19 protein-coding genes and 3 pseudogenes are annotated in these 20,984 nt (G+C 64.3%); 13 read left to right on the forward strand and 9 right to left on the reverse strand.

What is annotated here, in order from left to right:
- Nucleotides 1-67 precede the first annotated feature (67 nt).
- From MVA47_RS26135 to MVA47_RS26150, 4 genes are all read left to right on the forward strand, one after another.
- Nucleotides 68-1,549, forward strand: a complete 1,482-nt coding sequence (locus tag MVA47_RS26135) for an SDR family oxidoreductase (RefSeq protein ID WP_247210471.1) — start codon at nucleotides 68-70, stop codon at nucleotides 1,547-1,549.
- A gap of 615 nt (nucleotides 1,550-2,164) precedes the next feature.
- Complete coding sequence (locus MVA47_RS26140; RefSeq protein ID WP_247210472.1) at nucleotides 2,165-2,836, forward strand: GntR family transcriptional regulator; 672 nt, start codon at nucleotides 2,165-2,167, stop codon at nucleotides 2,834-2,836.
- Nucleotides 2,833-3,690, forward strand: a complete 858-nt coding sequence (locus tag MVA47_RS26145; protein ID WP_247210473.1) for a hypothetical protein — start codon at nucleotides 2,833-2,835, stop codon at nucleotides 3,688-3,690. Before MVA47_RS26140 ends, MVA47_RS26145 begins: the two co-directional genes overlap by 4 nt.
- Before the next feature lie 135 nt (nucleotides 3,691-3,825).
- Nucleotides 3,826-4,101 carry a putative quinol monooxygenase gene (locus MVA47_RS26150; protein WP_247210474.1) on the forward strand — a complete coding sequence of 92 codons (276 nt, stop codon included), beginning with the start codon at nucleotides 3,826-3,828 and terminating at the stop codon, nucleotides 4,099-4,101.
- 87 nt (nucleotides 4,102-4,188) lie between these two features.
- Here the strand turns inward: MVA47_RS26150 and MVA47_RS26155 are convergent, their stop codons facing one another.
- Nucleotides 4,189-4,569, reverse strand: coding sequence for a VOC family protein (locus tag MVA47_RS26155; protein ID WP_247210475.1), 381 nt, complete (start codon nucleotides 4,567-4,569; stop codon nucleotides 4,189-4,191).
- Between the two features lie 357 nt (nucleotides 4,570-4,926).
- On the opposite strand from MVA47_RS26155, the gene MVA47_RS26160 reads away from it, so the two are divergent.
- From MVA47_RS26160 to MVA47_RS26180, 5 genes and pseudogenes are all read left to right on the forward strand, one after another.
- Nucleotides 4,927-6,063: a site-specific integrase gene (locus MVA47_RS26160; RefSeq protein ID WP_247206920.1), complete on the forward strand. Its 1,137-nt coding sequence runs from the start codon at nucleotides 4,927-4,929 to the stop codon at nucleotides 6,061-6,063.
- A pseudogene (locus tag MVA47_RS26165) lies at nucleotides 6,056-6,408 on the forward strand (helix-turn-helix domain-containing protein). Before MVA47_RS26160 ends, MVA47_RS26165 begins: the two are co-directional and overlap by 8 nt.
- 9 nt (nucleotides 6,409-6,417) lie before the next feature.
- The gene (locus MVA47_RS26170) at nucleotides 6,418-7,893 is read left to right on the forward strand and encodes a Fis family transcriptional regulator (protein ID WP_247206922.1); all 1,476 of its coding nucleotides are present in this window, start codon (nucleotides 6,418-6,420) and stop codon (nucleotides 7,891-7,893) included.
- 503 nt (nucleotides 7,894-8,396) lie between these two features.
- The gene (locus tag MVA47_RS26175) at nucleotides 8,397-8,858 is read left to right on the forward strand and encodes a DinB family protein (RefSeq protein WP_247210476.1); all 462 of its coding nucleotides are present in this window, start codon (nucleotides 8,397-8,399) and stop codon (nucleotides 8,856-8,858) included.
- A gap of 149 nt (nucleotides 8,859-9,007) precedes the next feature.
- On the forward strand, nucleotides 9,008-9,442 hold the full coding sequence (locus tag MVA47_RS26180) for a hypothetical protein (protein ID WP_247210477.1): 435 nt from the start codon (nucleotides 9,008-9,010) through the stop codon (nucleotides 9,440-9,442).
- A gap of 107 nt (nucleotides 9,443-9,549) precedes the next feature.
- Here MVA47_RS26180 and MVA47_RS26185 read toward each other — a convergent pair whose 3' ends face one another.
- The 6 genes and pseudogenes from MVA47_RS26185 to MVA47_RS26210 form a co-directional block, all read right to left on the reverse strand.
- The gene (locus MVA47_RS26185; RefSeq protein ID WP_247210478.1) at nucleotides 9,550-10,065 is read right to left on the reverse strand and encodes a hypothetical protein; all 516 of its coding nucleotides are present in this window, start codon (nucleotides 10,063-10,065) and stop codon (nucleotides 9,550-9,552) included.
- 260 nt (nucleotides 10,066-10,325) lie between these two features.
- Nucleotides 10,326-10,778 (reverse strand): hypothetical protein, encoded by a 453-nt coding sequence (locus MVA47_RS26190; protein WP_247210479.1) that lies wholly within the window; start codon nucleotides 10,776-10,778, stop codon nucleotides 10,326-10,328.
- A gap of 178 nt (nucleotides 10,779-10,956) precedes the next feature.
- Nucleotides 10,957-11,697 carry an SDR family oxidoreductase gene (locus MVA47_RS26195; RefSeq protein WP_247210480.1) on the reverse strand — a complete coding sequence of 247 codons (741 nt, stop codon included), beginning with the start codon at nucleotides 11,695-11,697 and terminating at the stop codon, nucleotides 10,957-10,959.
- 12 nt (nucleotides 11,698-11,709) lie between these two features.
- Nucleotides 11,710-12,712 (reverse strand): annotated as a pseudogene (locus tag MVA47_RS26200) (phosphotransferase family protein).
- 14 nt (nucleotides 12,713-12,726) lie between these two features.
- Complete coding sequence (locus tag MVA47_RS26205; protein WP_247210481.1) at nucleotides 12,727-13,953, reverse strand: acyl-CoA dehydrogenase family protein; 1,227 nt, start codon at nucleotides 13,951-13,953, stop codon at nucleotides 12,727-12,729.
- Between the two features lie 119 nt (nucleotides 13,954-14,072).
- Nucleotides 14,073-14,717 carry a TetR/AcrR family transcriptional regulator gene (locus MVA47_RS26210; RefSeq protein ID WP_247210482.1) on the reverse strand — a complete coding sequence of 215 codons (645 nt, stop codon included), beginning with the start codon at nucleotides 14,715-14,717 and terminating at the stop codon, nucleotides 14,073-14,075.
- Nucleotides 14,718-14,882: 165 nt separating this feature from the next.
- Between MVA47_RS26210 and MVA47_RS26215 the strand changes: the two genes are divergently transcribed.
- Nucleotides 14,883-16,142: an MFS transporter gene (locus tag MVA47_RS26215; RefSeq protein WP_247210483.1), complete on the forward strand. Its 1,260-nt coding sequence runs from the start codon at nucleotides 14,883-14,885 to the stop codon at nucleotides 16,140-16,142.
- Here MVA47_RS26215 and MVA47_RS26220 read toward each other — a convergent pair.
- Nucleotides 16,127-16,759 (reverse strand): TetR/AcrR family transcriptional regulator, encoded by a 633-nt coding sequence (locus tag MVA47_RS26220; RefSeq protein ID WP_062796687.1) that lies wholly within the window; start codon nucleotides 16,757-16,759, stop codon nucleotides 16,127-16,129. The two genes, MVA47_RS26215 and MVA47_RS26220, sit on opposite strands and share 16 nt — an antisense overlap.
- A 109-nt stretch (nucleotides 16,760-16,868) precedes the next feature.
- Here MVA47_RS26220 and MVA47_RS26225 point away from each other — a divergent pair, with 109 nt between their 5' ends.
- Nucleotides 16,869-17,756: an oxygenase MpaB family protein gene (locus tag MVA47_RS26225; protein WP_247210484.1), complete on the forward strand. Its 888-nt coding sequence runs from the start codon at nucleotides 16,869-16,871 to the stop codon at nucleotides 17,754-17,756.
- Here MVA47_RS26225 and MVA47_RS26230 read toward each other — a convergent pair.
- Nucleotides 17,753-19,066, reverse strand: coding sequence for an alpha-hydroxy-acid oxidizing protein (locus MVA47_RS26230; RefSeq protein WP_247210485.1), 1,314 nt, complete (start codon nucleotides 19,064-19,066; stop codon nucleotides 17,753-17,755). The genes MVA47_RS26225 and MVA47_RS26230 overlap by 4 nt on opposite strands.
- A 132-nt stretch (nucleotides 19,067-19,198) precedes the next feature.
- Between MVA47_RS26230 and MVA47_RS26235 the strand changes: the two are divergent.
- Nucleotides 19,199-20,217, forward strand: a pseudogene (locus MVA47_RS26235) (NADP-dependent oxidoreductase).
- A 51-nt stretch (nucleotides 20,218-20,268) separates the two neighbouring features.
- Nucleotides 20,269-20,940: a DJ-1/PfpI family protein gene (locus MVA47_RS26240; protein WP_247210486.1), complete on the forward strand. Its 672-nt coding sequence runs from the start codon at nucleotides 20,269-20,271 to the stop codon at nucleotides 20,938-20,940.
- Nucleotides 20,941-20,984: the final 44 nt, after the last annotated feature.

Raw genomic sequence — 20,984 nt, forward strand, 5'->3', positions numbered from 1 at the left:
TCAGTAACTCTTGAACCGAGACGATCGTGGTCTCGGGACGAACCGAATCCCAACCATCGGAGCGCTCATGCAGCCCGCCACCAGTTCGACACCCAGCGCTCTGGTCACCGGCGCCACCGGTTACATCGGCGGCCGCCTTGCACCACGCCTGATCGAACGTGGCCACGATGTGCGGGTACTGGCACGGACTCCGGACAAGCTGAAGGGCGCGCCCTGGGTCGGCAGCGCGAAGGTGATCAAGGGCGACCTCAGCGACAAGGCGTCGCTGGAGAATGCGTTCACCGACGTCGACGTGGTCTACCACCTCGTTCATTCGATGGGTGGCGCCAAAGACTTCGTCGCCGAAGAACGCCGATCGGCAGAGAACGTGGTGGAGGCCGCGCGTAAGGCGGGTGTGTCCCGGATCGTCTACCTTTCCGGACTGCATCCCTCTGGCGTGCAACTGTCCGAGCACCTGAGTTCACGCACCGAGGTCGGCGAAGTCCTGATGGATTCGGGCATCGAGACCATCGTGTTGCAGGCCGGTGTCGTGATCGGTTCCGGCTCGGCGTCCTTCGAGATGATCCGGCACCTCACCGAGCGTCTACCGGTGATGACCACCCCGAAGTGGGTGCACAACAAGATTCAACCGATCGCCGTTCAGGACGTCATGCACTACCTGATGGAAGCCGCGACCGCGAAGGTTCCCGAGTCCCGCACGTGGGACATCGGCGGCCCCGACGTCCTCGAGTACGGCGACATGATGCAGATCTACGCCGAGGTTGCCGGGCTGCGCAAGCGCAAGATGATCGTGATCCCGTTCTTGACACCGTCGCTGGCGAGCAACTGGGTCGGTACCGTCACCCCAATTCCTGGTGGACTTGCCCGTCCCCTGGTCGAGTCACTCGAGCACGACGCCATCGCCTCGGAGCACGACATCGACGACGTGATCCCGCCGCCGGAAGAGGGATTGACCACCTATCGCACGTCCGTCGAGTTGGCGCTCGCCCGGGTGGGACGCGGTGAGGTCGAGATCTCCTGGTCGAATGCATCGCCCACCGCGGCCCCCTCCGAGCCGATTCCCTCCGACCCGGAATGGGCCGGTGAAGAGGCGTACGTTGATGCCCACACCAGCCACACCGTCGCGACCGCGGCGGCTGTGTGGAAGGCGATCGAAGGACTCGGCGCCGAAAAGGGCTGGTACGGAACGGCCCCGGCCTGGAAGTTGCGCGCACGAATCGACCGCGCGGTCGGCGGGCCCGGATCGTTCGGGGGCCCGAGCAAGCAAGGCACGCCGACTCCCGGCGACGACCTCGAATGGTGGCGCGTGGAGACAGTGGAGCCCGAACACACGTTGCGGTTACGGTCACAGATGCGGTCGCCGGGCACGTCGTGGCTCGAATTCCGCATCACGGCAACAGAATCCGGTAGCGAGCTCGAACTGCGCACGGTGTTCTATCCGCGCGGCATTGTGGGACGTGTCTACTGGTATGCCCATTTGCCGGCTCATCGCGCGGTGTACCGCACGATGACACGGAACATCCTGCGCGAGGCAGAGAGATCAGTCTGATCTGGCTTTGACCGTTTGAACGAGTGCTCTCTTCCACTCGACCTCCCGTCGACGGCGACGGGGTGACGCCGGTGGTGATCCGGTCGAAAACCTCGTGGTCGCGGTCAGAGATCCACCTGTAGACCTGCCGCCGATCTATCGACGGTGATGTCGGATTCTCGCCAGCACCGGGTCGGCTCGGCTCAAAGCTCGTCGACGAACTGTTCCCTCGCGAGCGCCACGCCCACGGCGAACTTCTGTCAAACCTCGGACTTGACCGCGACCGAATCGTCGAATCGCTCGCCACCCTGACAGCAGCCGCGCACAACGCATACGGTGGTTAAATCGACCCCTACCAACGGGTTGACAAGCTGACATGACACAACCATGGTTGACGCCTCATACAGTTGCGGCGCAATATTTTTCGTCATCAGTGATGAAACGCAACAGCCGAGAGGTTCACCGTTAGGGCCACCGAAAGACGGCAGCATCGACACGCGGCTTGATGTGCCGTCTGGTTGGTTCCGGCCAAGCAACGCTGGCGCTCCAACTCGCGTCTACTCACAAAGGTGATGTCAAGCTGCAAACTGCGGTCGCCTGGCTCGAATAATCGATTATTACTGTACAGTCGATTATATGGAGCCAACCGAAACGCCGGGACCACCTTCGTCGAAAACGTACGAGTGGTTGCGTGCGGCCGTTTTGCACGGCGATGTGCCTCCTGGCGGCGCACTGAAACCGCAGGAGCTCGCCGCAGCGAGGGGCGTGAGCCTGTCGGTGATCCGAGAGTGCCTGTTGCGCCTGGTGGGGGAAGGCCTGGCGGAGCGACTGCCGAACCGCGGATTTGTGGTTCCCCAGGCAGGTGATGACCGGTGGCAGGTTGTCGCGGAGGCGCGGTCGGTCGTTGAGCCGACCATGCTGCGAATGTCAATAGAGCGTGGTGATCTTGAATGGGAAGCACGGGTGAGCGCTGCACACCACCGCCTGGCAAATACACCCGGATACGAACATGAGGACGACGTCCACTACTCGGACGCATGGGCGAGTGCCCACTACCGCTTCCATCGGACGCTGCTCGATGCGTGCGGCAACGACGTCCTGCTGGACACTTTCGATCGGCTGTGGACTGCGAGTGAACTCTCTCGCCGCTGGTCAGCGTCCAGCAACCGTGATCGCGACGCGCTCACCGAACATCGACAACTCAAAGAACTCGCTATGAACAGGGCCGGCGAAGCGGCCGCCGCTGCCCTAGCAGCCCACATCATCGGAACCACCAATGGCCTCGATAACCCAAGGAGCACAACATGATGCATGCCACCGAGACGTTTGAACCCACATCGCAGCTGGACCTCGGCGCTGTCCGCGATGCGGCTGCAGCTGTCACTGCGGCCCACCTGTTCGTATACCTCGCCCCCGAGTCCGCCGACGAGGCGGCCAAGCTGGGTGTAACCGAAAGAGGGCCCCGCTATTTCGCATTTCGATCTGCCGCTCTCGGTGCGGTTCCATGGCAGGTCACCGCGGCAGCGTTTTATAACTTCAGTCCGCGAGCGGTCCAGGCCATGACGGGTGTCTGGGATTATGCGTCGCCCCAGCAATGGCAGGCCGCCCGCTTTCGAGCGGTCGACCGAGCCATGCGGCGGGCCGGTGTGACCCTGTCTGCCCGCCACATCGCCGAGGCCCGATCCCTGCTTGACCTTGTCATCGAAGCCGCCGACTACGCCGGCAAACCTCTGGCGGCCGCGAACGCGGCGGTTCCGTTGCCGTCCGATCCGCTGCTCGCGTTGTGGCAGCAAATCACCGTAGTCCGCGAATGGCGCGGGGATGCGCACCTCGTAGTGCTCGCCGATAACAACCTCGGACCCTGCGAATGCACCGTGATGCAGGGCGCGACCGGCCGCGTCCCAACCGCGCTCTTGCGAGCAACCCGACTGTGGAACGACCACGAATGGGCAGCCGCGGCAGCGTCTCTCACCGCAAGAGGGTGGCTCAACATCGACGGCACAGTCACCGAGACGGGCACCGCGGCCCGCGAACAAATCGAGATCGAAACCGACCAGCATTCCGCGGCCCTGTGGGCACCGATCGGAAGTACCGGTACCCGACGACTGGCCGAACTACTTACCCCGATAGGCAAAGCGTTCGCCGCTGACGCACCGTTCTGAGCATCCACCGGGCGGGTGGGCATGGAGAGCGGTACCAGCACGGAGGCGTCTTCGGTCTCCGCAACCTGACGTACCGATCCGGAGCAGGCCGCGATCTGGCGGTGACTTACGCGTGCGGACAATGTCTGTATCCACATGATCATCGTTTCCGGATACCTCACCGTGGACCCGACCGACCGACCGCACTATCTCGACGGCTGCGCCGAGGTGGTCCGGTCGGCTCGCGCCGCCCCCGGGTGCATCGACTTCGCACTCGGGGCGGACCTCGTCGAACCAGCTCGAATCAACGTGTACGAACGCTGGGCGACCGAGCAACAGTTGCATGATTTTCGTGGATCCGGCCCGGACTCCGAGCAGGCCACCGCGATCATCGACGCCGACGTTCGCGAGTTCACGGTGCTGGACGCATAGCTCCGCCCAGCCGTCGGTCGCGAGGGTCTGACGTATCACGAATCTGTTGGTCGCTTAAAGATTTGGGTCTGAGGCTGAGTGCGCGTTTCACAGTTGTTGGAGTCGAGCTCGCAGTAGGCAGAACTCGTTGCCCTCAGGGTCGGCGAGCACACGCCATGATTCTTGCCCGGTCTGACCAACGTCGACCGGGCGAGCACCGACGTGTAACAGCCGCTCGAGTTCAGCATCATGATCGCGATCGGTCGCGTTGACATCGATGTGCAGACGGGATTCTGACTTCCTGGGCTCATCGGTGCGGGACAGGATCATCGTCGGCTGCACACCGCCGAACCCGGCCCGCGGACCGATCTCGACTGAGCCATCAGCTTCGTAGCCCAGCACAACAAATTCCAAGACTTCGCACCAAAACCGAGCCAGCACCTCAGGGTCGTGACACTCGAGCACCAGCTCGCTGATCCGACAGGCCATCAGGCGCCACCTACTTTCCCATCGGAACTACGATCACAACAGCCACAGGACTAGCAAACTCCCAGCATCCGAATTGTTTGGATCGTATCGAGCGGGACAGCGCGGTGTCGAGCAATGTTTGCTCCTACCAGCGGGTTGTCATGTTTACATGACGTAACATAAGTTACCGGCGTAAAACTCTCGGGAGTAGTGGTAGGTGCGGTTACTGCCGTCTACCTGGGATGATGGGGTTTGCGCTGGTGGGCGGCGGGGTTGGCTGGCGTGGTGTCGGCGCCGCGGATGTGATGCTTGTGCGTCGGTCCAGCGCCCTGTAGGTTTCTTGCATTAGATGCAGGTTTCCACGGGTCGGAGGTCGGCGTGGACGGTGTCCCGGGATTCGTTCCGCGGTTGTTGCGCGACGGTGAGGTCGGCCTGTTCCGTGCCGAGGACCGCGTGTTTGAAGCAATGGTCGAGGGTTGGCGGGCGCAGATGCTGGCGCGTGGGCTGACGAGAGCAACGATCGACGGGCGCTGCGGGGTGCTGCGCCGGTTCCAGGAGTTCGCCGGGACGTTCCCGTGGTCGTGGAGGCCGGTCGATCTGGATGACTACATGGCTGGGCGGCGCTCGGGTGAGAAGCCGGTGAGCTGGACGACGCTGCGTTCGGACAGCAATGCCATCGCGATGTTCTGTGCCTACGTCTCGAGCTCGAGTTACGGGTGGGGTGCGCTGTGCCAACGGGTCTTCGACGATGTTCCGGCGCAGATCGCGTTCGAGTGGAACACCCCGCGGCACACCTGCGAGGATGCTGTTCCGGCTGGCCGCCGGGCCTTCACGGCCACGGAGCTGCAGAGACTCTTTGATGACGTGGACGACCGGGTCGATCGTGAGTTCGCTGCTGGGAGTAAGCGCTGGCTTCCCCTGTTGCGGGACTCGATCGCGTTCAAGGTCTGCTACGCCTTTGGGCTTCGGCGTCGCGAGGTGGCGATGCTGGACGTGCAGGATTTCGGCCCCAACCCGCATGTGCCTGCGTACGGCGACTTCGGCGCGGTGACCGTCCGATGGGCCAAAGGCACCACCGGGTCGGGGCCGCGACGACGCACCGTGTTGACGGTCCCGGAGTTCGACTGGGTGGTTGACCTGCTCCGATTCTGGATCACCGAGCGTGGCCGGCGGCACTTCGCCACCGCTGACCGATCGGCGGCGCTATGGCCGAGCGAGCGCGCCGAGCGGATAAGAGTGGGTAGCTTGAGTGATGCCTTCGCTGCCGCCCGCGAGGGCGCCGACTTGCCGAAAGAGCTCGGACTGCACTGCCTGCGACACTCCTACGTCACGCACTTGATCGAGGCCGGCTACGACCCGGCGTTCGTGCAGACTCAAGTCGGTCATGCCTATGCGTCGGTCACCGGGCTGTACACCTCGGTCGGCAACGATTTCAAACAGAAAACCATCCAGCACATGATCGCTTCGCGGCTGGACGGCCACGGCAGGAAGCAGGACGGAGACGCTGATGGCTGAGCAACGACGCATCGGGTATCGCTGGAATCTGCGGACGCAGATGGCGCAGCGCAACCTGTGGAAGAGCACCGAACTGGTGCCGTTGTTGAGGGCTCGGGGCATCAACCTGTCCGAGAGTCAAGTCTACCGGCTGGTGACCGGCACACCAGAGCGGATCCCGGCACGCACGTTCGCCGCGCTCTGCGACATCCTCGACTGCGAACCCGGCGAGTTGTTCGAGCCGTTCGTGGAGATGCGGGCAGCGGCCACCGCCCAGGCGCCGAAGCGGCCGGAAGACCTGGGGGTGGCACCCGGCCAGCCGATCGCCCCCGGGTGAGACTCGTCCGGGACGACAACGAGGACTGACCGATACCGATGGCCAGGCCCCGCAAACCCGACGACCCGGACCTACGTCGCGTGTGTCCGTGTGATCGCTGCGGCTTGGGCTACCCGCTGGTGGTCACCTGGGGCCCGGAGGATCAGATCTGCGGCTACTGCTACCAGCAGGCCAAACGCACCCGCGGCACCTGCGACTGCGGCCACATCGGCGTCTTACCGGGCCGAGTAGATGGGCGCCCGGCCTGCCGGGCGTGCGCCCAGATCACCCTCAACATCGATTGCGTGCGCTGCGGCGCCGAGGACGAGATCTACCGCGCCGGCCTGTGCTGGCCATGCGCACTGAGCGAGACCGTCGACGGACTGCTGACCAACCCGGACACCGGCACCATCGCCGAGAGGCTTATCCCCCTGGCTGAGGCGTTGAAATCGATGAAACGCGCCAACAGTGGACTGACCTGGATCCGCCAGCGGCACGTGACCGACTTCCTGAAACAGTTGGCCACCCTCCCGGAGCTCACGCACGAGGCGATCGATGCACTTCCACGCTCGCGCACCCGCGACTACGTGCGCGGGCTCCTAGTCGAGCACGGTGGCCTGCCCCGACGTGATGAGCTGCTTGTCCGCTACCAAGCCTGGGCGGACACAGCACTGGAGAGGCTGACCGAGGACACCAACCGGGCCGTCATTGACCGCTATATCCGCTGGCACCATCTACGGCGCATGAACAAGATGGACCCCGTCCCCCACGGCACCTTCCTGCGCAGCAAGCAGACCGTCACCGTCGCGATCAACTTCCTCAACTGGCTCGGCGAGCGCGACATCGCGCTCGCCGACGTCGGCCAGGGCGAGGTTGACGCCTGGATCGCCGGCGGGCCGACCACGCGACTGCTCGTCGATCGGTTCCTCGGCTGGGCCATGGACACCAAGAACGCCCCACAAGGGCTCACCGTGCCCCGCCATCGCCGCGGTAACAGCACCACACTCAGCGCCACCGACCAGGCCGCCGCCCTGGACCGAATAGTGGACGGCGACACCCTGACCGCACGAGACAAGGCCGCGGCGATTCTAGTCCTTGTCTTCGGCCAACAGATCCAAGATATTGCCGCGCTGAACTGGGACGACATCACCGTGACCGAGGACCTGGCGACCATTACGCTCGGCAGCGGCCCGATCGTGTTGCCCGCCCCGCTCGACGGGCCGTGGCGTGAACTCCTGGCTAACCCTGGCCACGATCAGACCGCCGCTCACCCGAGAAGCAACTGGGTCTTCAGAGGGCATTCCCCCGGCATGCACATCGATCCGATGCACCTACGCCTCCGGCTACGAGACCACCTCGTCAGCGCCCGCGCCGCCCGACTCGGCACACTGCATGAACTCAGCAAGACCGCCCCGGCCGCCATCATCGCCGATGTCCTGGGCTATCACCCATCGACCATTGAGCGCCACGCTGTTGACGCGGCAGGTACGTACGCCGAATACATCGCCGCCGTACGCGAGTACGGCCAGAGGTGATTCTGCGGCGAATTACCGAGCCATCGGTAACAGGGGAAATAGGTAACAGGGAACAAGTACTGTTACCGGCGTGGAGAGGGCCACAGAGTAATTCGCCGCTCGAGACACCGCGATCAGATCGCCTACTCCCGACTTACGAACACCCGCTCCTGCCAGCATCAATTGGGCGGCAACGTAATTAGTCACCGGTGACGAAATGTAGTCCGTTTCGCGGCGCTCGTATGGCAGCATGCACAGGAATGGTTGATGTACTGATCGCGGAGCCCGGCGAGCTCCCTCGTCTGCGACTGGCGCCCCACGGATCTCTGGTAGGCAGCCACCGGCGCAGTCCGAAATAGCCAATCTCCTGCCACGTAGATCTATTATCTACTGCGGCAAAACGTATTCCGTCACCAAAGACGGAACGCAACCCTAGTCTCGGTGGTGTCGTACGTCTACAGAGATCGTCCCGACGGTGTATTCCAATATTCCTTGCTGCCGCCCCCTCGCCGTAGGATCTGGCGATGATCGACAAAGAGCTTGCCACTGTCCTCGACGCGAACCGTACGGCCCTGATCGGCTCGGTGGCCCGCTTGACGGACGCTCAAAGCCGTTCTCGCTTGGTGCCTTCACTGACCACTCCGATTTCACTTGTCAAACATTGCGCCGCGGCGGAAAGGGTCTGGTTTCAACGCACCGTCGCGGGTCTTGCGGAGGCCGAGTGCGACGGCTACGCGGCGGGCGACGACCGCGGATGGCTGGTGGATCCCGAGCAAACGCTCGCAGAGGTGATCGCAGAATACGAAGCTGCTGCTGACCTTTCCCGACGCATCGCGCAAGGACCTGAGCCGGCCGACCGATTCGTTCACTACCGCCGCGGCGAGGTGACCTTCCACTGGATAGGGCTTCACATGATCGAAGAGCTGGCACGGCACGCGGGCCACGCCGACATCCTCGTCGAACAGATACTCGCCGCCCCGCAGTAGCCACCCGCGAGGCCTCCCTCTGCCCGGATTCAACCCGAGGTAACCGATCTGTCGACGTAATAGGCTTCGCTGCCGTAGGTTTCGTCACCACTGACGGAACAGAACCTCACTGCAGCGGATCTGCGTCACCCATGTGGCAAGGTTTAGTGATGACGACACTGCGCCAGCGAGTCGGGGCACGCCGCTGGCGCTTTATCATTCCTGGGGCGATTCTGGTGGCGCTGGTTTCTGCCGGCATCATCGTCATCGGCAACGAGACGTCGGACCCTGCGGGCCCATCGCTTGCCGCTGCTCTCGAAATTGTTTGGTCGCCCGGAACGCGCAGCGCGGACACTGGTCCGTTGACTGGCACCGTGGCGGGCGGCAACTGTAGGAGCAAAGTCGATCCAGGGGTTCCGTTGTATTACGGCGAGTATCTGGCGCCCTCAACGCTGCGAGACTCCGTGGGAAGTCGCCCAGGCGTGTTCGCGACGGCCCACCTACCCAACGACACCTACGCCGCGATAGCTTGCGAGCACGGCGACCGTAGTTTGCTCAAGTCACTTGCCGATCACGGATGGGCGCTCGGCTACGCCATCGAATAGTCGCATGCAACGATTTGAACTCAGATTCAGGTTCAGGTGAAGCGACGGCCCATGGCTGCAGTGACGGCAGCAGCACGGGCCCGGGGCGTCTTGATACGGGCTTTCTCCTACAGCTTCCAGCCCAAAGTGTGTGCCAGGTCGATAATCTCGCGGTCGATGACGGGACGGTCATCCGGTTCGGACTGCCACCGTCCTGTCATATCACCGACAGCGTAGATCGCGTCGATGAGCGGTCCTCCGCCACCAACGTCATCGCCGCCGTAACTCCCTGCGTTGCTGTTCCAGATATGTCCGCCAACCACGGGGTGGACAAAGCCGTCTCCGATACGTGCCGACCACATGCGGCTACAGAGACGGCGCCCCGCGGCCGCCAGCCCATCCCCAAGGTCGCCGCCAAGGTTCAGATACAGCTCCGCGCGAAGCCGAGCCTCTTCGTCGGGTAGATCTATAGCCCCGGCGACCTGCCGACCAAGCTGCCATCGAGAAACGATGCGGCCGACGTGTTCGGTGACCGCCGGCGGAACAAGAGGCACCGGGCTGCCGAGGGCGGTCTCATCTGACCGGTACGCCGCCTTGAATCGGCTGCAGGCATACGAGAACGAGTTCGCAGCGCCTTCGTCCATCGCCCAAAGGGTGGCTTCAAAAACAAAATTGTCGAACTGGTCCCTGCGTTTCGGCACGCACCTACGCAGTGTTCCGACGTCGGCGAGACCGCCAGACCGCCGGAACCATTCGAGAACCTTCCCTTCAACCTCCCCGATATACATCCCGGCTAGCGTAACGGCCGGCACAAAGAACTCCTACACACTCGCACAAGGTGCGAGTGCCCCACCAAGCCCATCGATCAAGCGTCGGGCCTTCGTCCGACACCCGCGACCCTCATTCAAGCTGGGCAATGTTGCACGGCACCGGAATTGTGTGACATCTCCGCTGACCAATGAAATCCCGCGCCCAGCATCATGATGTCCGCGGATGGAACGACCGCACTGACAACTCCAGTGTCGGTACGGAGTGGCTCGCCAGTCAGGTCTATTCTCCGGTCTTCGCTGTTGAGCACATACAGCTCGATCCGTTGACCGTTTGCCACCAAGTAACGGAGCTGGATCGCCTCCGTCTCGTCAGCGCTTAAGCCCGTGAACACAAACATCGTGCCACCAAACGGTGGGATCGGACTCGACAAATTCCACGTCACCCTGGTCGCGACGCCGTCTCCCCCTTCGCCGACCTCAATGTCTGCTCGCTTCAGGTGAAAGTCGTCGACGCCGACGGTGGGGCCTGCACACGACGATTTCGCTCCCCGCACAACGACATTGCCCGCCACATCCGGCCGCTTCACGTTCGATAGCCATTACCACTAGCTCTCTGTTCGGCACCGGTGATTACGGGGCTGCCTACCTGTGCACCACGGTGACGATCCGTAACGACGGCAGCATGCGCAGGACCGTCAACGTGTCCGACTGGATGCTGCAAGATCCCAACGGCGCCAAACTCAGCCCGTCGTTCGGCGGGTGGTGTCAGGCACGACCCAAGTTGGTGCCGGGCCGGGTGAGGACGATGCCGGGAAGCACCGCGTACCGCGACAACTCGGTGACCGCGAACGCCATGGTGGCCACGTCGTCGGCGGTGATCATCTCCGCAGCCGGGATCGCGGTCCACGAGGACATGTCGGTGTTGACGTAGCCGGGCGAGATGGTGGTCGCCGAGACGCCCTTCTCGGATTCCTCGAGGTTGAACGTTTCGCATAGAGAGATCAGCGCCGCCTTCGTGGCACCGTATGCGGACAGCTCAGGCTCAGGGTGTACGCCTGTGATCGATGCAATGGCAACCACTTTCGCGGCCCCAGCAGTCTCGGCGGTACTGCGCAGAGTCGGCAACAACGACTGGAGCAACACGTACGCCGAGCGGACGTTGACCTGGTACAGCTTGTCGAATCGGCGAACCGGCAGTTCACCGATCGGCCCCTTCTGCCCCATCCCCGCGTTGAGGACCAACGCGTCGACCCTGTCGAATTGGTCGAGATGGCCCGTGGCCAGTGTCTGCAACTGCTCCTCGTCGGACATGTCGGCGGTGACCACCTCCACACGCACCCCGTGTTCGCCGGAAAGGCGGCCGGCCAAGTCCTGCAACGGTTCCAGGCTGCGGGCACTGATCGTCAGATCCCAGCCTGCCGCGGCGAATCGGGTCGCGATCGCCGCGCCGATACCGCGCGAGGCACCGGTCACCAATGCCACCTTGCGTTCTGCGCCATGTGTCACGTGTGTGCCCCTCTAGTTCTTTCCCTTGATGGCGCGCAGTCCCGCCGCCATGAACTCGCCGGTCGCAGCCGCTGCGTTCTCGGCTCCCCGTCCCGACGACGATCCACTGAGCGCGCGGTGTGTGATGCCCTCGCCGATCACTCCGAGTTTGAAGTTGGCGAGCGCGAGATAGAAGTTCCAGTCGGACAATTCACGACCGGATGCCACCGCGTACCGCTGGGCGATGTCGTCCGGTGACGGATACCGATCACTTGTCCATGCCGCCTTCATCCCCAGGACGGCGTCGAATATCGGCTCCCGGTATGTGCACATCAGTGCGACATCGGTCAGCGGGTCACCCAGGGTCGACATCTCCCAGTCGACAACGGCTTTGACGGTACCCGGATCAGCAGCGTCGAGAATGGTGTTGTCGACGCGGAAGTCGCCGTGCACGATTGAGTTGCTGGTCTGCGCAGGGATCGACTCCGTGAGTGCTGCATGCAATGTCGCGACATCGTCGAGTTCGCGGGTCTTCACGTGTTCCCACTGCCGGGCCCACAGCTTCACCTGTCGCTCGACGAAACCGTCGGGACGGCCAATCGCCCAGCCCGACCGACCGATAGTCCACGGCGTGCAGGTCTGCGAGCGCCTTGACCAGTCCGGTGACGTTGCGTTCAACGGCATCGTCGTCGAGTGCGTCGAGTTCATCGGCGCTGCGCACCACGAGACCGTCAACGAACTCGACCACGGTGAGCGGCGCACCGAGGGCAGTCCCCTCTTTGTCGAAAGCGACGGTGCGCGCCACCGGCACCGGCGTGTCCTGCAGTGCGCGGGTGACGGTCCACTCGCGGTTCATGTCGTGCGCAGAAGGTGTCAGTCCGCCCGTCGGGGGACGGCGCACCACCCAATGCGAATTGTCATCGCGCGCAGTGAATGTGAGGTTCGAGCGGCCACCGCTGATGAGCTCGACCACCAGCTCGCCGGATACCGGCACACCGCTGTCGACCAGGAAGGCGCGTAGGGCTGGGACGTCCATGCCCGGAAGTTCGGTCACGACGGCGTTCCGTTCGCGGCGGCAGCGGCTGCCGCCTTCTTCGCCTTGCCCACGGCCCGTTTGGCCAGCGCCCAGCGATGGACCTCGGACGGGCCGTCGTAGATCTGGAACGGCCGCAGCTCACGCTGCAGACGGGCCAATGGCAGCTCGTCGGACACTCCTTGGCCACCGCACATCTGGATCGCGCGGTCGACGACCCTCGAAAATGCCTCGGCTGCAAATGTTTTCGCGATCGACGTCTCGTCGCCCGCATGCTGACCCTGGTCGAGCGCGTAGCAGGCCTTGACCAGCAACGCCCGCGCAGCAGCCAGATCGATCTCGTTGTCGGCCACCATCTGCTGGATCATGCCCAGATCGCCGAGCTTGCCGCCGAAGGCTTCCCGGCGGGCAACGTAGTCGAGCGCGACGTCTTGGGCGCGGTTGGCGCTGCCCATCCACCGCATGACGTGGGTCATACGTGCTGGGCCCAGCCGCACCTGTGCGTAGCGGTAACCCTCGTCGACCTCTCCGAGCACGTCTTCGTCCGGAACGAACACGTCGCGGAATGCCACCTCGCAGTGGCCGCCGATCATCGCGCGGTCGATGGTGTTGATGTGGCGTCCCACCGTGATGCCGGGAGTGTCGGCCGGCGCGAGGAACATCGTCGCGCCGCCGCGGTCACCGGGGGAACCCGCAGTCCGCGCCATGATGATGAAGAAGCCGGCACCGTCGGCGCCAGTGATGAACCATTTGTCGCCGTTGATCTTCCAGCCACCGTCGACCTTGGTGGCCGCAGTGCGCAGTGCTGCCGGGTCGGCACCGGCTCCCGGTGCGGGCTCGGTCATCGCGAAGGCCGACCGCACGTCACCGCGGGCCAGTGGAGCCAGGTACTTCTCTTTCTGGTCCGCGCCGGCGATGTGCGCGAGCATGTGCACGTTGCCCTCGTCGGGTGCTCCGATGTGCAGCGCGATCGGACCGAACACCGAGTAACCGGCAGCCTCGAAGACCGGGGCGCGATCGGACATGTTGAGGCCGAGGCCGCCGTATTCGACCGGCGCGTGCGGCGCGAGCACACCGGCGTCGCGCGCCTGGTCACGCAGTTCTAGTCGACGCGTGTCGCCGCCGGCGGCGGTGATGTCACCGGCGAACTCGTCCTCGATCGGCATCACGTGGTCGCGGACGAAATCACGGACTTTCGTGACCACGTCCTCGACGGCTGGATCGTAGGAAAGGCTGATCGCCATGTGCACCTCCTTGTGCTGCGCCGGCGAACCCGTGCTTGCGATCCCGACCGAGCGCTCGTTCGGTATTGGGCCCAGAATGTCACGCCCGGACTCGACGGTCAAGCCGGTCGACGTCACCCTCAAGACTGATCCGGAAAGTACCCCACCATCCGTCTGGCGATCAGCAGATAACGGGCAACGAGTTCGTCGGGACCGAGACGCCCCTGCGGCCGGTACCAGGTGGACACCCCCACACACATGGTGGTGACCGCCCGGCCGGCGTCCTCTGGATTGGGGCAGCGGAAGTCACCCGACTCGACGCCGTCCATCACCAGCCTGTCGACCATCCGCTGCTGCCTGTCGCGCAGTTGGATGTAATCGGTGCGGAACGACGGATCCAGGCTGCGGATCTCGGTGGAGCCCACAAACGCCTGGGCCCGCCGATACATGTGGAACCGCAGCAAAGACTCCACCACGGCGTCGTAGCGTTCGAGCGGCGTCGGACCGGCTTCAGCAAGCGCCGCCTCAGAACGGCCGAGCAGATCACTCATCGTGAGCTCGAGCAAACCCTTGAGGAGGGACTGCTTCGACGGATAGTGGTGATAGAGCCCCGGCACACTCAGGCCTGCGCGTGCGGCGATGTCGCGTACCGAGGTGCCGTGATAGCCGTGTTCGGCAAAGGCCGAGAGCGCTGCCGCGAGCGGCGCAGGCAGATCTTCCTGGCCGTATTCGCGCCAACCGTCGCCGCCGTGGTCTCGCGGCGTCGGCTCGGGCACGGAGTTCATGTCATCAACCTACTGTGCCGCTCCATCACGCTCACGCGAATACGGGTCGGTCGATGGGCGTTTCGTCCCGGAAAGCCTCCCGATGCCGCCGCGCCGACGCCTGACCGAGGTCACCGCCGGGCTCTGATTGCGCTTCACCACGACGTATCCGGCAAGCTGAAGACCATGCAGGCGACGCCGAACCCACCCACCGATCCGTCGTCGGCGATGTCCGCCTCACCCGGTGACCGGCAGGGGATCAGCAGGTCCCTTGTGGTGTTGTTCGCCGTCACGTGCGGCGTCTCGGTGTCGTCGCTCTACGTCCTGCAACCGGTACTCGAGGAGATCCGCCAGGACTTCGATGTCTCCACGTCGACTGCTGCACTGGTGGTGACCGCCGCCCAACTCGGGTATGCGGCCGGGCTGCTGTTCTTGGTCCCGCTGGGCGATCTGCTGAACCGGAAGTTGTTGGCGCCCAGCATGATGGTCGCATCAGCCGTCGCCCTGTTGCTCTCGGGACTGGCTCCCGGTTTCGGGACCCTCTTCGTCGCATCGATCCTGGCCGGCGTGTGTGCGGCCACCGCCCAGATCGTGTTGCCGTGGTCCTCGTCCCTTGCGGTGCCGTCAGATCGCGGGCGCGTGGTCGGCATGGTGATGAGCGGGCTGCTGCTGGGCATCCTGCTGGCCCGTGTCGTCAGCGGGCTCATCGCCGAGTTCGGGGGCTGGCGCTCGGTGTTGTTCACGGGGTCGGCCCTGATGATCGTGCTGGCCGTGGTGGTCTACGTCTCGGTGCCACCCGACGCGCCCCGTCCCCGGCAACCCTATGGCCAACTGCTGATCTCGGTGGCCCGGATCGTCCGTGCCGAGACCATGCTCCGGCAACGGATGCTGCTCGGATTTTTGACCATGTTCGGGTTCAGTGCCATGTGGACCTCGATCGCATTCCTGCTCTCGGGCAGTCGGGGCGAGCACTTCTCCTACTCGGAGGCTGCCATCGGGCTGTTCGGTCTTGCCGGGGTCGCCGGCGCCGCGGCGGCACCGTTGTTCGGAAAGCTCGCCGACCGTGGGCATCTGCGGATGGCGACCACGGCCGCGTGGGTTGTCACCATCATCGGATGGTTGTCGCTCGCGTGGCCCGGAACACCGTTGGCAGCAATGGTGATCGGCCTCGTGGTGTTCGACTTCGGGGTTCAGGCTTCGCAGTTGGCGAATCAGTCCGCGATCTATTCGCTGGCGTCGGAGGAGCGCAGCCGCGTGACCACGGCGTACATGGTCACGTACTTCGCAGGCGCGGTGGCGGGTTCGGTCTCATCGGGCTACGCATACGGCGCCGGTGGCTGGATTGCCGTGTGCCTGAGCGGTATCGGTGTAGCTGTGGCCGGTCTGCTCGCGTGGCTGGTCTTCGACCGCTGGAACCAACGCCGCGCCGGTCAATCGGTGCGCTGAGCGTTCTCGGGCAACAGTTCGTAGATCGCACCGAACATCATCGTCACGCACAGTTCGATCAATTCGTCGGTAGGGCAATCGATTCGGCCGTCGATCCACGCGTTGAGCACCTGCCCGAGCCCGCCGACGTAGAAGTGGGCTGCTCCTTGGGTGGTCGCGTCGTCGAATTGGGATCCCGAGGTCTGGATGGTCAGCGCCGCGAACATCATGGCGGCGTCCATCCGTTTGGTGGCCAGGGTTCCGCTGAGCAGTGTCTGCGAGAACAGCACCCGGCCCTTGCGCCGATCGGTGTCGATGAGCCGAACGATGGCGCCCACCGCGGAACGGATCTGCTCGCGCGGAGACTGACCGCCGGATGTCACCGCGGTCTGGGCGGCCTCGGCTATGTCGAAGACGACGGCGTCGTACGTGGTGCCCACCAACTGGTCCACGTCTTCGAAGCTCTCGTAGAAGTATCTCGCGGTCAGTCCGGCCTGCCGGCACACCCCGCGCACACTGATCGCCACCCCGTCGGCCGAGCCGAGGATCTCGAGCGCAGCTTCGATCAGCGCTGCCCGGCGACGTTTGACCCGGTCAGCTCCATTCTCGCCGCCATATGGGCGCAAAGGATCTGCCATGGGCCTCATCTTTCCACCTTCGGTTAACGACGATTGACTTTCGGTCCGATCGCAGCTTCAATACGAAAGAGATAACGGTTGTTATCAGAAGCAACCTTGGAGGCCGACAATGACGTCTGGAACCGTTGACGGAACGGCTGCCCTGTCCATCGACATGCCGCAGCCCATCCGCACCCGAAATCGCGCAGAGACCGACAGCGCACCGGGCGACCTGCTGGACATGCCGGGCATCTCGGCTCTCGCCGGGGCCGCCAACGTGATCATGCAACTTGGACTCCCTGCGGTCGGATACGGCGTCGCGGAGAGCAAGGTCGACAGCGGCAACCTGTTCAAGCACCCCATCAAGCGGGGCCGCACCACGCTGTCGTACCTCGCGGTCGCGGTGAACGGCACCCCGGAAGACCGCAAAGCGTACCGCAAAGCCGTCGGCCATTCACACGCGCAGGTGCGTTCCACCGAGTCGAGCCCGGTCGAATACAACGCTTTTGATCCCCGCCTGCAGTTGTGGGTTGCCGCCTGCCTGTACAAGGGCTGGGAAGACATGCAGATTCTCTACGGCGACCCCTCGGCGATCACCGAAGAGGCATACCAGCAGGGCGCTCTCATGGGCACCACTCTGCAGATGCCGCGCGAGATGTGGCCGGCCACACGCGCCGACTTCCAGGAGTACTGGGATGGGACGGTCGCGCAGCTCGAGATCGACGACACCATCCGGGAACTGCTGATCAGCATCGCCAAGTTCGAGTTCTTGCCCAAGCCGGTGTCCATGCTGATCGGCGACTTCGGCCTGTTCCTCACCACCGGGTTCCTGCCACCCGAGTTCCGCGAGAAGATGGGCCTCGAGTGGACACCGCGGCAACAACAACTCTTCGACCTGCACAATCGCATCGTCCGGTTTGTTGTGACGCGACTGCCCGAACCGATGCGCGCATTCCCGTTCAACGCCTACCTGTGGGACGTCCGCCGTCGGATCCGGACCGGCCGAAAACTCATCTAGTCGAGTCGCACCTTCTTCAACACCGCCGGCGACAAGTCGGCGGTGTTGGTGTTCCCGGACAGTCCCAGCGTCAGGTCGAGCTCGGCGATGATGTTGGCGACCACGTCTCGCGCACCTGCCGATCCGGCCAGCGCGAGTCCGTACATGTGCGGACGTCCGATACACACCGCGTCCGCACCCAGAGCCAGCGCTTTGAAGACGTCGGCGCCGCCGCGGATGCCCGAATCCAGCAGCACCTTCGCCTTGCCGTCAACTGCGGCCACCACGTCGGTGAGCGATTCGACCGAGCCGATGGATCCGTCGATCTGCCGGCCGCCATGGTTGGAGACCAGGATGCCGTCCACCCCGGCGTCGACGGCCTGCCGTGCGTCGTCGGGGTGCAGGATCCCTTTCAAGACGATCGGCAGCGACGTCCGCTCGCGCAGCCCGGCAATGTCCGTCCAGTTGAGCGAGGGACGCGAGTAGGTCTCCAGGAAGGTCTGCACAGACTCCCTGGGCACAGGTGAGCGAAGGTTGGCCAGCACGCTGCCGGGGGTGTTCTTCGCCATCGACACCAGGGACTTGATCGCGCCGACCGTCACCTGGGGCTTGGGGCCGGGTACGGCCGCAGCGATACGAGCTCGCACCATGTCGATGAAGCGGGGATCAGAGGTGTACTGGTCGATGCCCATCCCTTGCGCGAACGGCAGCGAGCCCAGGTTCAGGTCCTGCGGCCGCCAGCCCAGCATGGTGGTGTCGAGCGTGACCACGATGGCCGCCGCACCGCACTTCTCGGCGCGCTGCAGGAAGCTGTCCACCAGTTGCTCGTCACTTGACCAGTAGAGCTGGTACCAGCGGGGCGCCCCGGGCGACACCTCGTCCATCGCCGCGGCAGTGCTCTCCATCGGTGCGCTGGCCTGGCTGGAGAAGATGTACGGGACGCCGAGTTCGGCGGCGGCCCGGCCGATGTGGACGTCGGCCTGCGGAAAGACCAGGCCGCCCGCACCCACCGGGGAGAACAGGATCGGTGCCGGCAACTGCTGTCCGAACAGCTCGGTGGACAGACTCCGTACCGAGACGTCGCGCAGCATCCTGGGAACGATCGCCCAGCTGTCGAGGGCGCGGCGGTTGGCCCGCATGGTGCTGCCTTCACCCGCTCCACCGGCGACATAAGCCCACGCCTTGGCGGACATCTTGCGCTTGGCAGCGCGCTCCAGATCGTCGAAATTGGTGGGTACCTTGGGCTTTCGCCCAAAGACGCCGTCGGTGTAGATCTGGTTCTGTCGAGCCCGGCCGGAAAGATCGGACGCCGGTCGCCTGTTGCTGCTCATCGGCCCACCGTAGCGGGCCAGATGAGCGACGATGGTGACTTGAGTTGCCTCACATCCGGCAGCAGACGGAACAGCACGGTCGCCCTCGGCTGTTGACGAGGGAGACCGCAACGATTCTCGACGAGGAGATACATGACCAACGGCACCCGCATCGTCCTGGCAGCACGCCCACACGGCGAACCCAAGGATTCCGATTTCCGATTCGAAGACTTCGATCTCGCCGAACCGGGGCCGGGCGAGGTGGCGCTGGAAACCCTGTATCTGTCGCTGGACCCCTACATGCGTGGCCGGATGAGTGCGGCCAAGTCGTACGCCGCACCGGTCGAGATCGGCGACACCATGGTGGGCGCCACGGTCTCACGCGTCCTCACCTCGACCGTCGACGACTTCGCGCCGGGCGACGTGGTGCTCGGGTACGCCGGCTGGCGCACCCACTCAATTGAGCAGGCGAAATACCTCCGCAAGCTCGATCCGGAGGCCATCTCGCCGTCCACCGCACTCGGCGTTCTCGGCATGCCCGGCTTCACTGCATACGCGGGGCTGCTGACCATCGGAAAGCCGCAGCCGGGCGAGACAGTGGTGGTGGCCGCAGCTGCCGGCCCGGTCGGGTCAGCGGTCGGGCAGATCGCCAAGCTCAAGGGCGCCCGTGCGGTCGGGATCGCCGGCGGACCAGACAAGGTGGCTTACCTCAAGGACGAGCTCGGCTTCGACGCGGCCATCGACCACCGTGCCGACGACTTCAAAGAACAGCTCGCGGCCGCGACCCCGATGGCATCGACGTGTACTTCGAGAACGTGGGCGGCGCGGTCTTCAACGCGGTGCTGCCCCGGATGAACCTGTACGGACGCATTCCCGTGTGTGGCCTGGTTGCCAACTACAACCTGACGTCGGCCCCGGAAGGCCCGGACCGGTCCGGTGCGTTGATGGGCGCAGTGCTCACCCAGAGCCTGACCATCCGCGGGTTCATCCAGACCGAGTTCGCAGCCGAGCAGATGCCTCGCTTCCTCGAGGAGGCCACACAGTGGGTGGCCGATGGGTCGCTGAAGTACCGCGAAGACATCACCGACGGCTTGGACAACGTGCCCGAGGCATTCCGCGGCCTGCTCAGTGGCCGCAACTTCGGCAAGGCGCTGGTGCGAGTAGCCGAGTGAGAGTCGGACCCGAACAGCCCTATCGGCGGTGACCCTGGTTTAGGGTCGGTCATGACCAGACTGCAGATCGTCGTGCTGCTCTTCCCGAACGTCACGCAGCTGGACATGACCGGCCCCGCCCAGGTCTTCTCACACTTCCCCGACACAGACGTCCACTTGGCGTGGCACAACCTCGAACCGGTGACCACCGATTGTGGTTGGAGCATCGTTCCGACCGTCACCCTTGACCAGGCGCCACAGGCCGACCTGCTGTTCGTCCCCGGTGGGCGAGGAGCGTTCGAGTTGTTCGAAGATGCTGTTGCGCTTGACTTCCTACGCACACAGGCGGCCGGCGCTCGATGGGTGACCTCGGTGTGCACCGGCTCGTTCACCCTTGCGGCAGCCGGTCTACTCGCGGGAAAGAGGGCGACAAGCCATTGGGCGTCGATGTCGATGCTCAGCGAGTTCGGATGCGAACCCGTCGGTGAGCGAGTTGTCCAAGACGGCAACGTGATCACCGGAGCCGGCGTGACCTCCGGAATGGACTTCGCCTTGACGGTCGCCGCAACCATCTTCGGCGAGGATGTGGCACGCCGCATCCAGCTGATGATCGAGTACGACCCGGCACCGCCTTTCGACGCGGGGTCGCCGACTACTGCTGACCCGGCTTTTGTCGACGACATGAAACAGAAGATGCGAACCGAACTTCTGCCGTTGATCGCGAAGGTGCTTGGGCGCGAATAGGTTTGGCTTACCCGAATGCCGAGCCTGCAGGTCATCCAAACAGA

The organism is Williamsia sp. DF01-3 (assembly GCF_023051145.1).
Taxonomy (GTDB): domain Bacteria; phylum Actinomycetota; class Actinomycetes; order Mycobacteriales; family Mycobacteriaceae; genus Williamsia.

Excerpts from the sequence above, each read along its gene's own strand:
- MVA47_RS26150 (WP_247210474.1), top strand. The coding sequence starts at position 3,826 with ATGATCATCGTTTCCGGATACCTCACCGTGGACCCGACCGACCGACCG.
- MVA47_RS26155 (WP_247210475.1), bottom strand. The coding sequence starts at position 4,569 with ATGGCCTGTCGGATCAGCGAGCTGGTGCTCGAGTGTCACGACCCTGAG.
- MVA47_RS26210 (WP_247210482.1), bottom strand. The coding sequence starts at position 14,717 with ATGAACTCCGTGCCCGAGCCGACGCCGCGAGACCACGGCGGCGACGGT.
- MVA47_RS26175 (WP_247210476.1), top strand. The coding sequence starts at position 8,397 with ATGATCGACAAAGAGCTTGCCACTGTCCTCGACGCGAACCGTACGGCC.
- MVA47_RS26220 (WP_062796687.1), bottom strand. The coding sequence starts at position 16,759 with ATGGCAGATCCTTTGCGCCCATATGGCGGCGAGAATGGAGCTGACCGG.
- MVA47_RS26205 (WP_247210481.1), bottom strand. The coding sequence starts at position 13,953 with ATGGCGATCAGCCTTTCCTACGATCCAGCCGTCGAGGACGTGGTCACG.
- MVA47_RS26140 (WP_247210472.1), top strand. The coding sequence starts at position 2,165 with ATGGAGCCAACCGAAACGCCGGGACCACCTTCGTCGAAAACGTACGAG.
- MVA47_RS26240 (WP_247210486.1), top strand. The coding sequence starts at position 20,269 with ATGACCAGACTGCAGATCGTCGTGCTGCTCTTCCCGAACGTCACGCAG.
- MVA47_RS26215 (WP_247210483.1), top strand. The coding sequence starts at position 14,883 with ATGCAGGCGACGCCGAACCCACCCACCGATCCGTCGTCGGCGATGTCC.
- MVA47_RS26135 (WP_247210471.1), top strand. The coding sequence starts at position 68 with ATGCAGCCCGCCACCAGTTCGACACCCAGCGCTCTGGTCACCGGCGCC.
- MVA47_RS26230 (WP_247210485.1), bottom strand. The coding sequence starts at position 19,066 with ATGAGCAGCAACAGGCGACCGGCGTCCGATCTTTCCGGCCGGGCTCGA.
- MVA47_RS26170 (WP_247206922.1), top strand. The coding sequence starts at position 6,418 with ATGGCCAGGCCCCGCAAACCCGACGACCCGGACCTACGTCGCGTGTGT.
- MVA47_RS26185 (WP_247210478.1), bottom strand. The coding sequence starts at position 10,065 with ATGGACGAAGGCGCTGCGAACTCGTTCTCGTATGCCTGCAGCCGATTC.
- MVA47_RS26145 (WP_247210473.1), top strand. The coding sequence starts at position 2,833 with ATGATGCATGCCACCGAGACGTTTGAACCCACATCGCAGCTGGACCTC.
- MVA47_RS26180 (WP_247210477.1), top strand. The coding sequence starts at position 9,008 with ATGACGACACTGCGCCAGCGAGTCGGGGCACGCCGCTGGCGCTTTATC.
- MVA47_RS26225 (WP_247210484.1), top strand. The coding sequence starts at position 16,869 with ATGACGTCTGGAACCGTTGACGGAACGGCTGCCCTGTCCATCGACATG.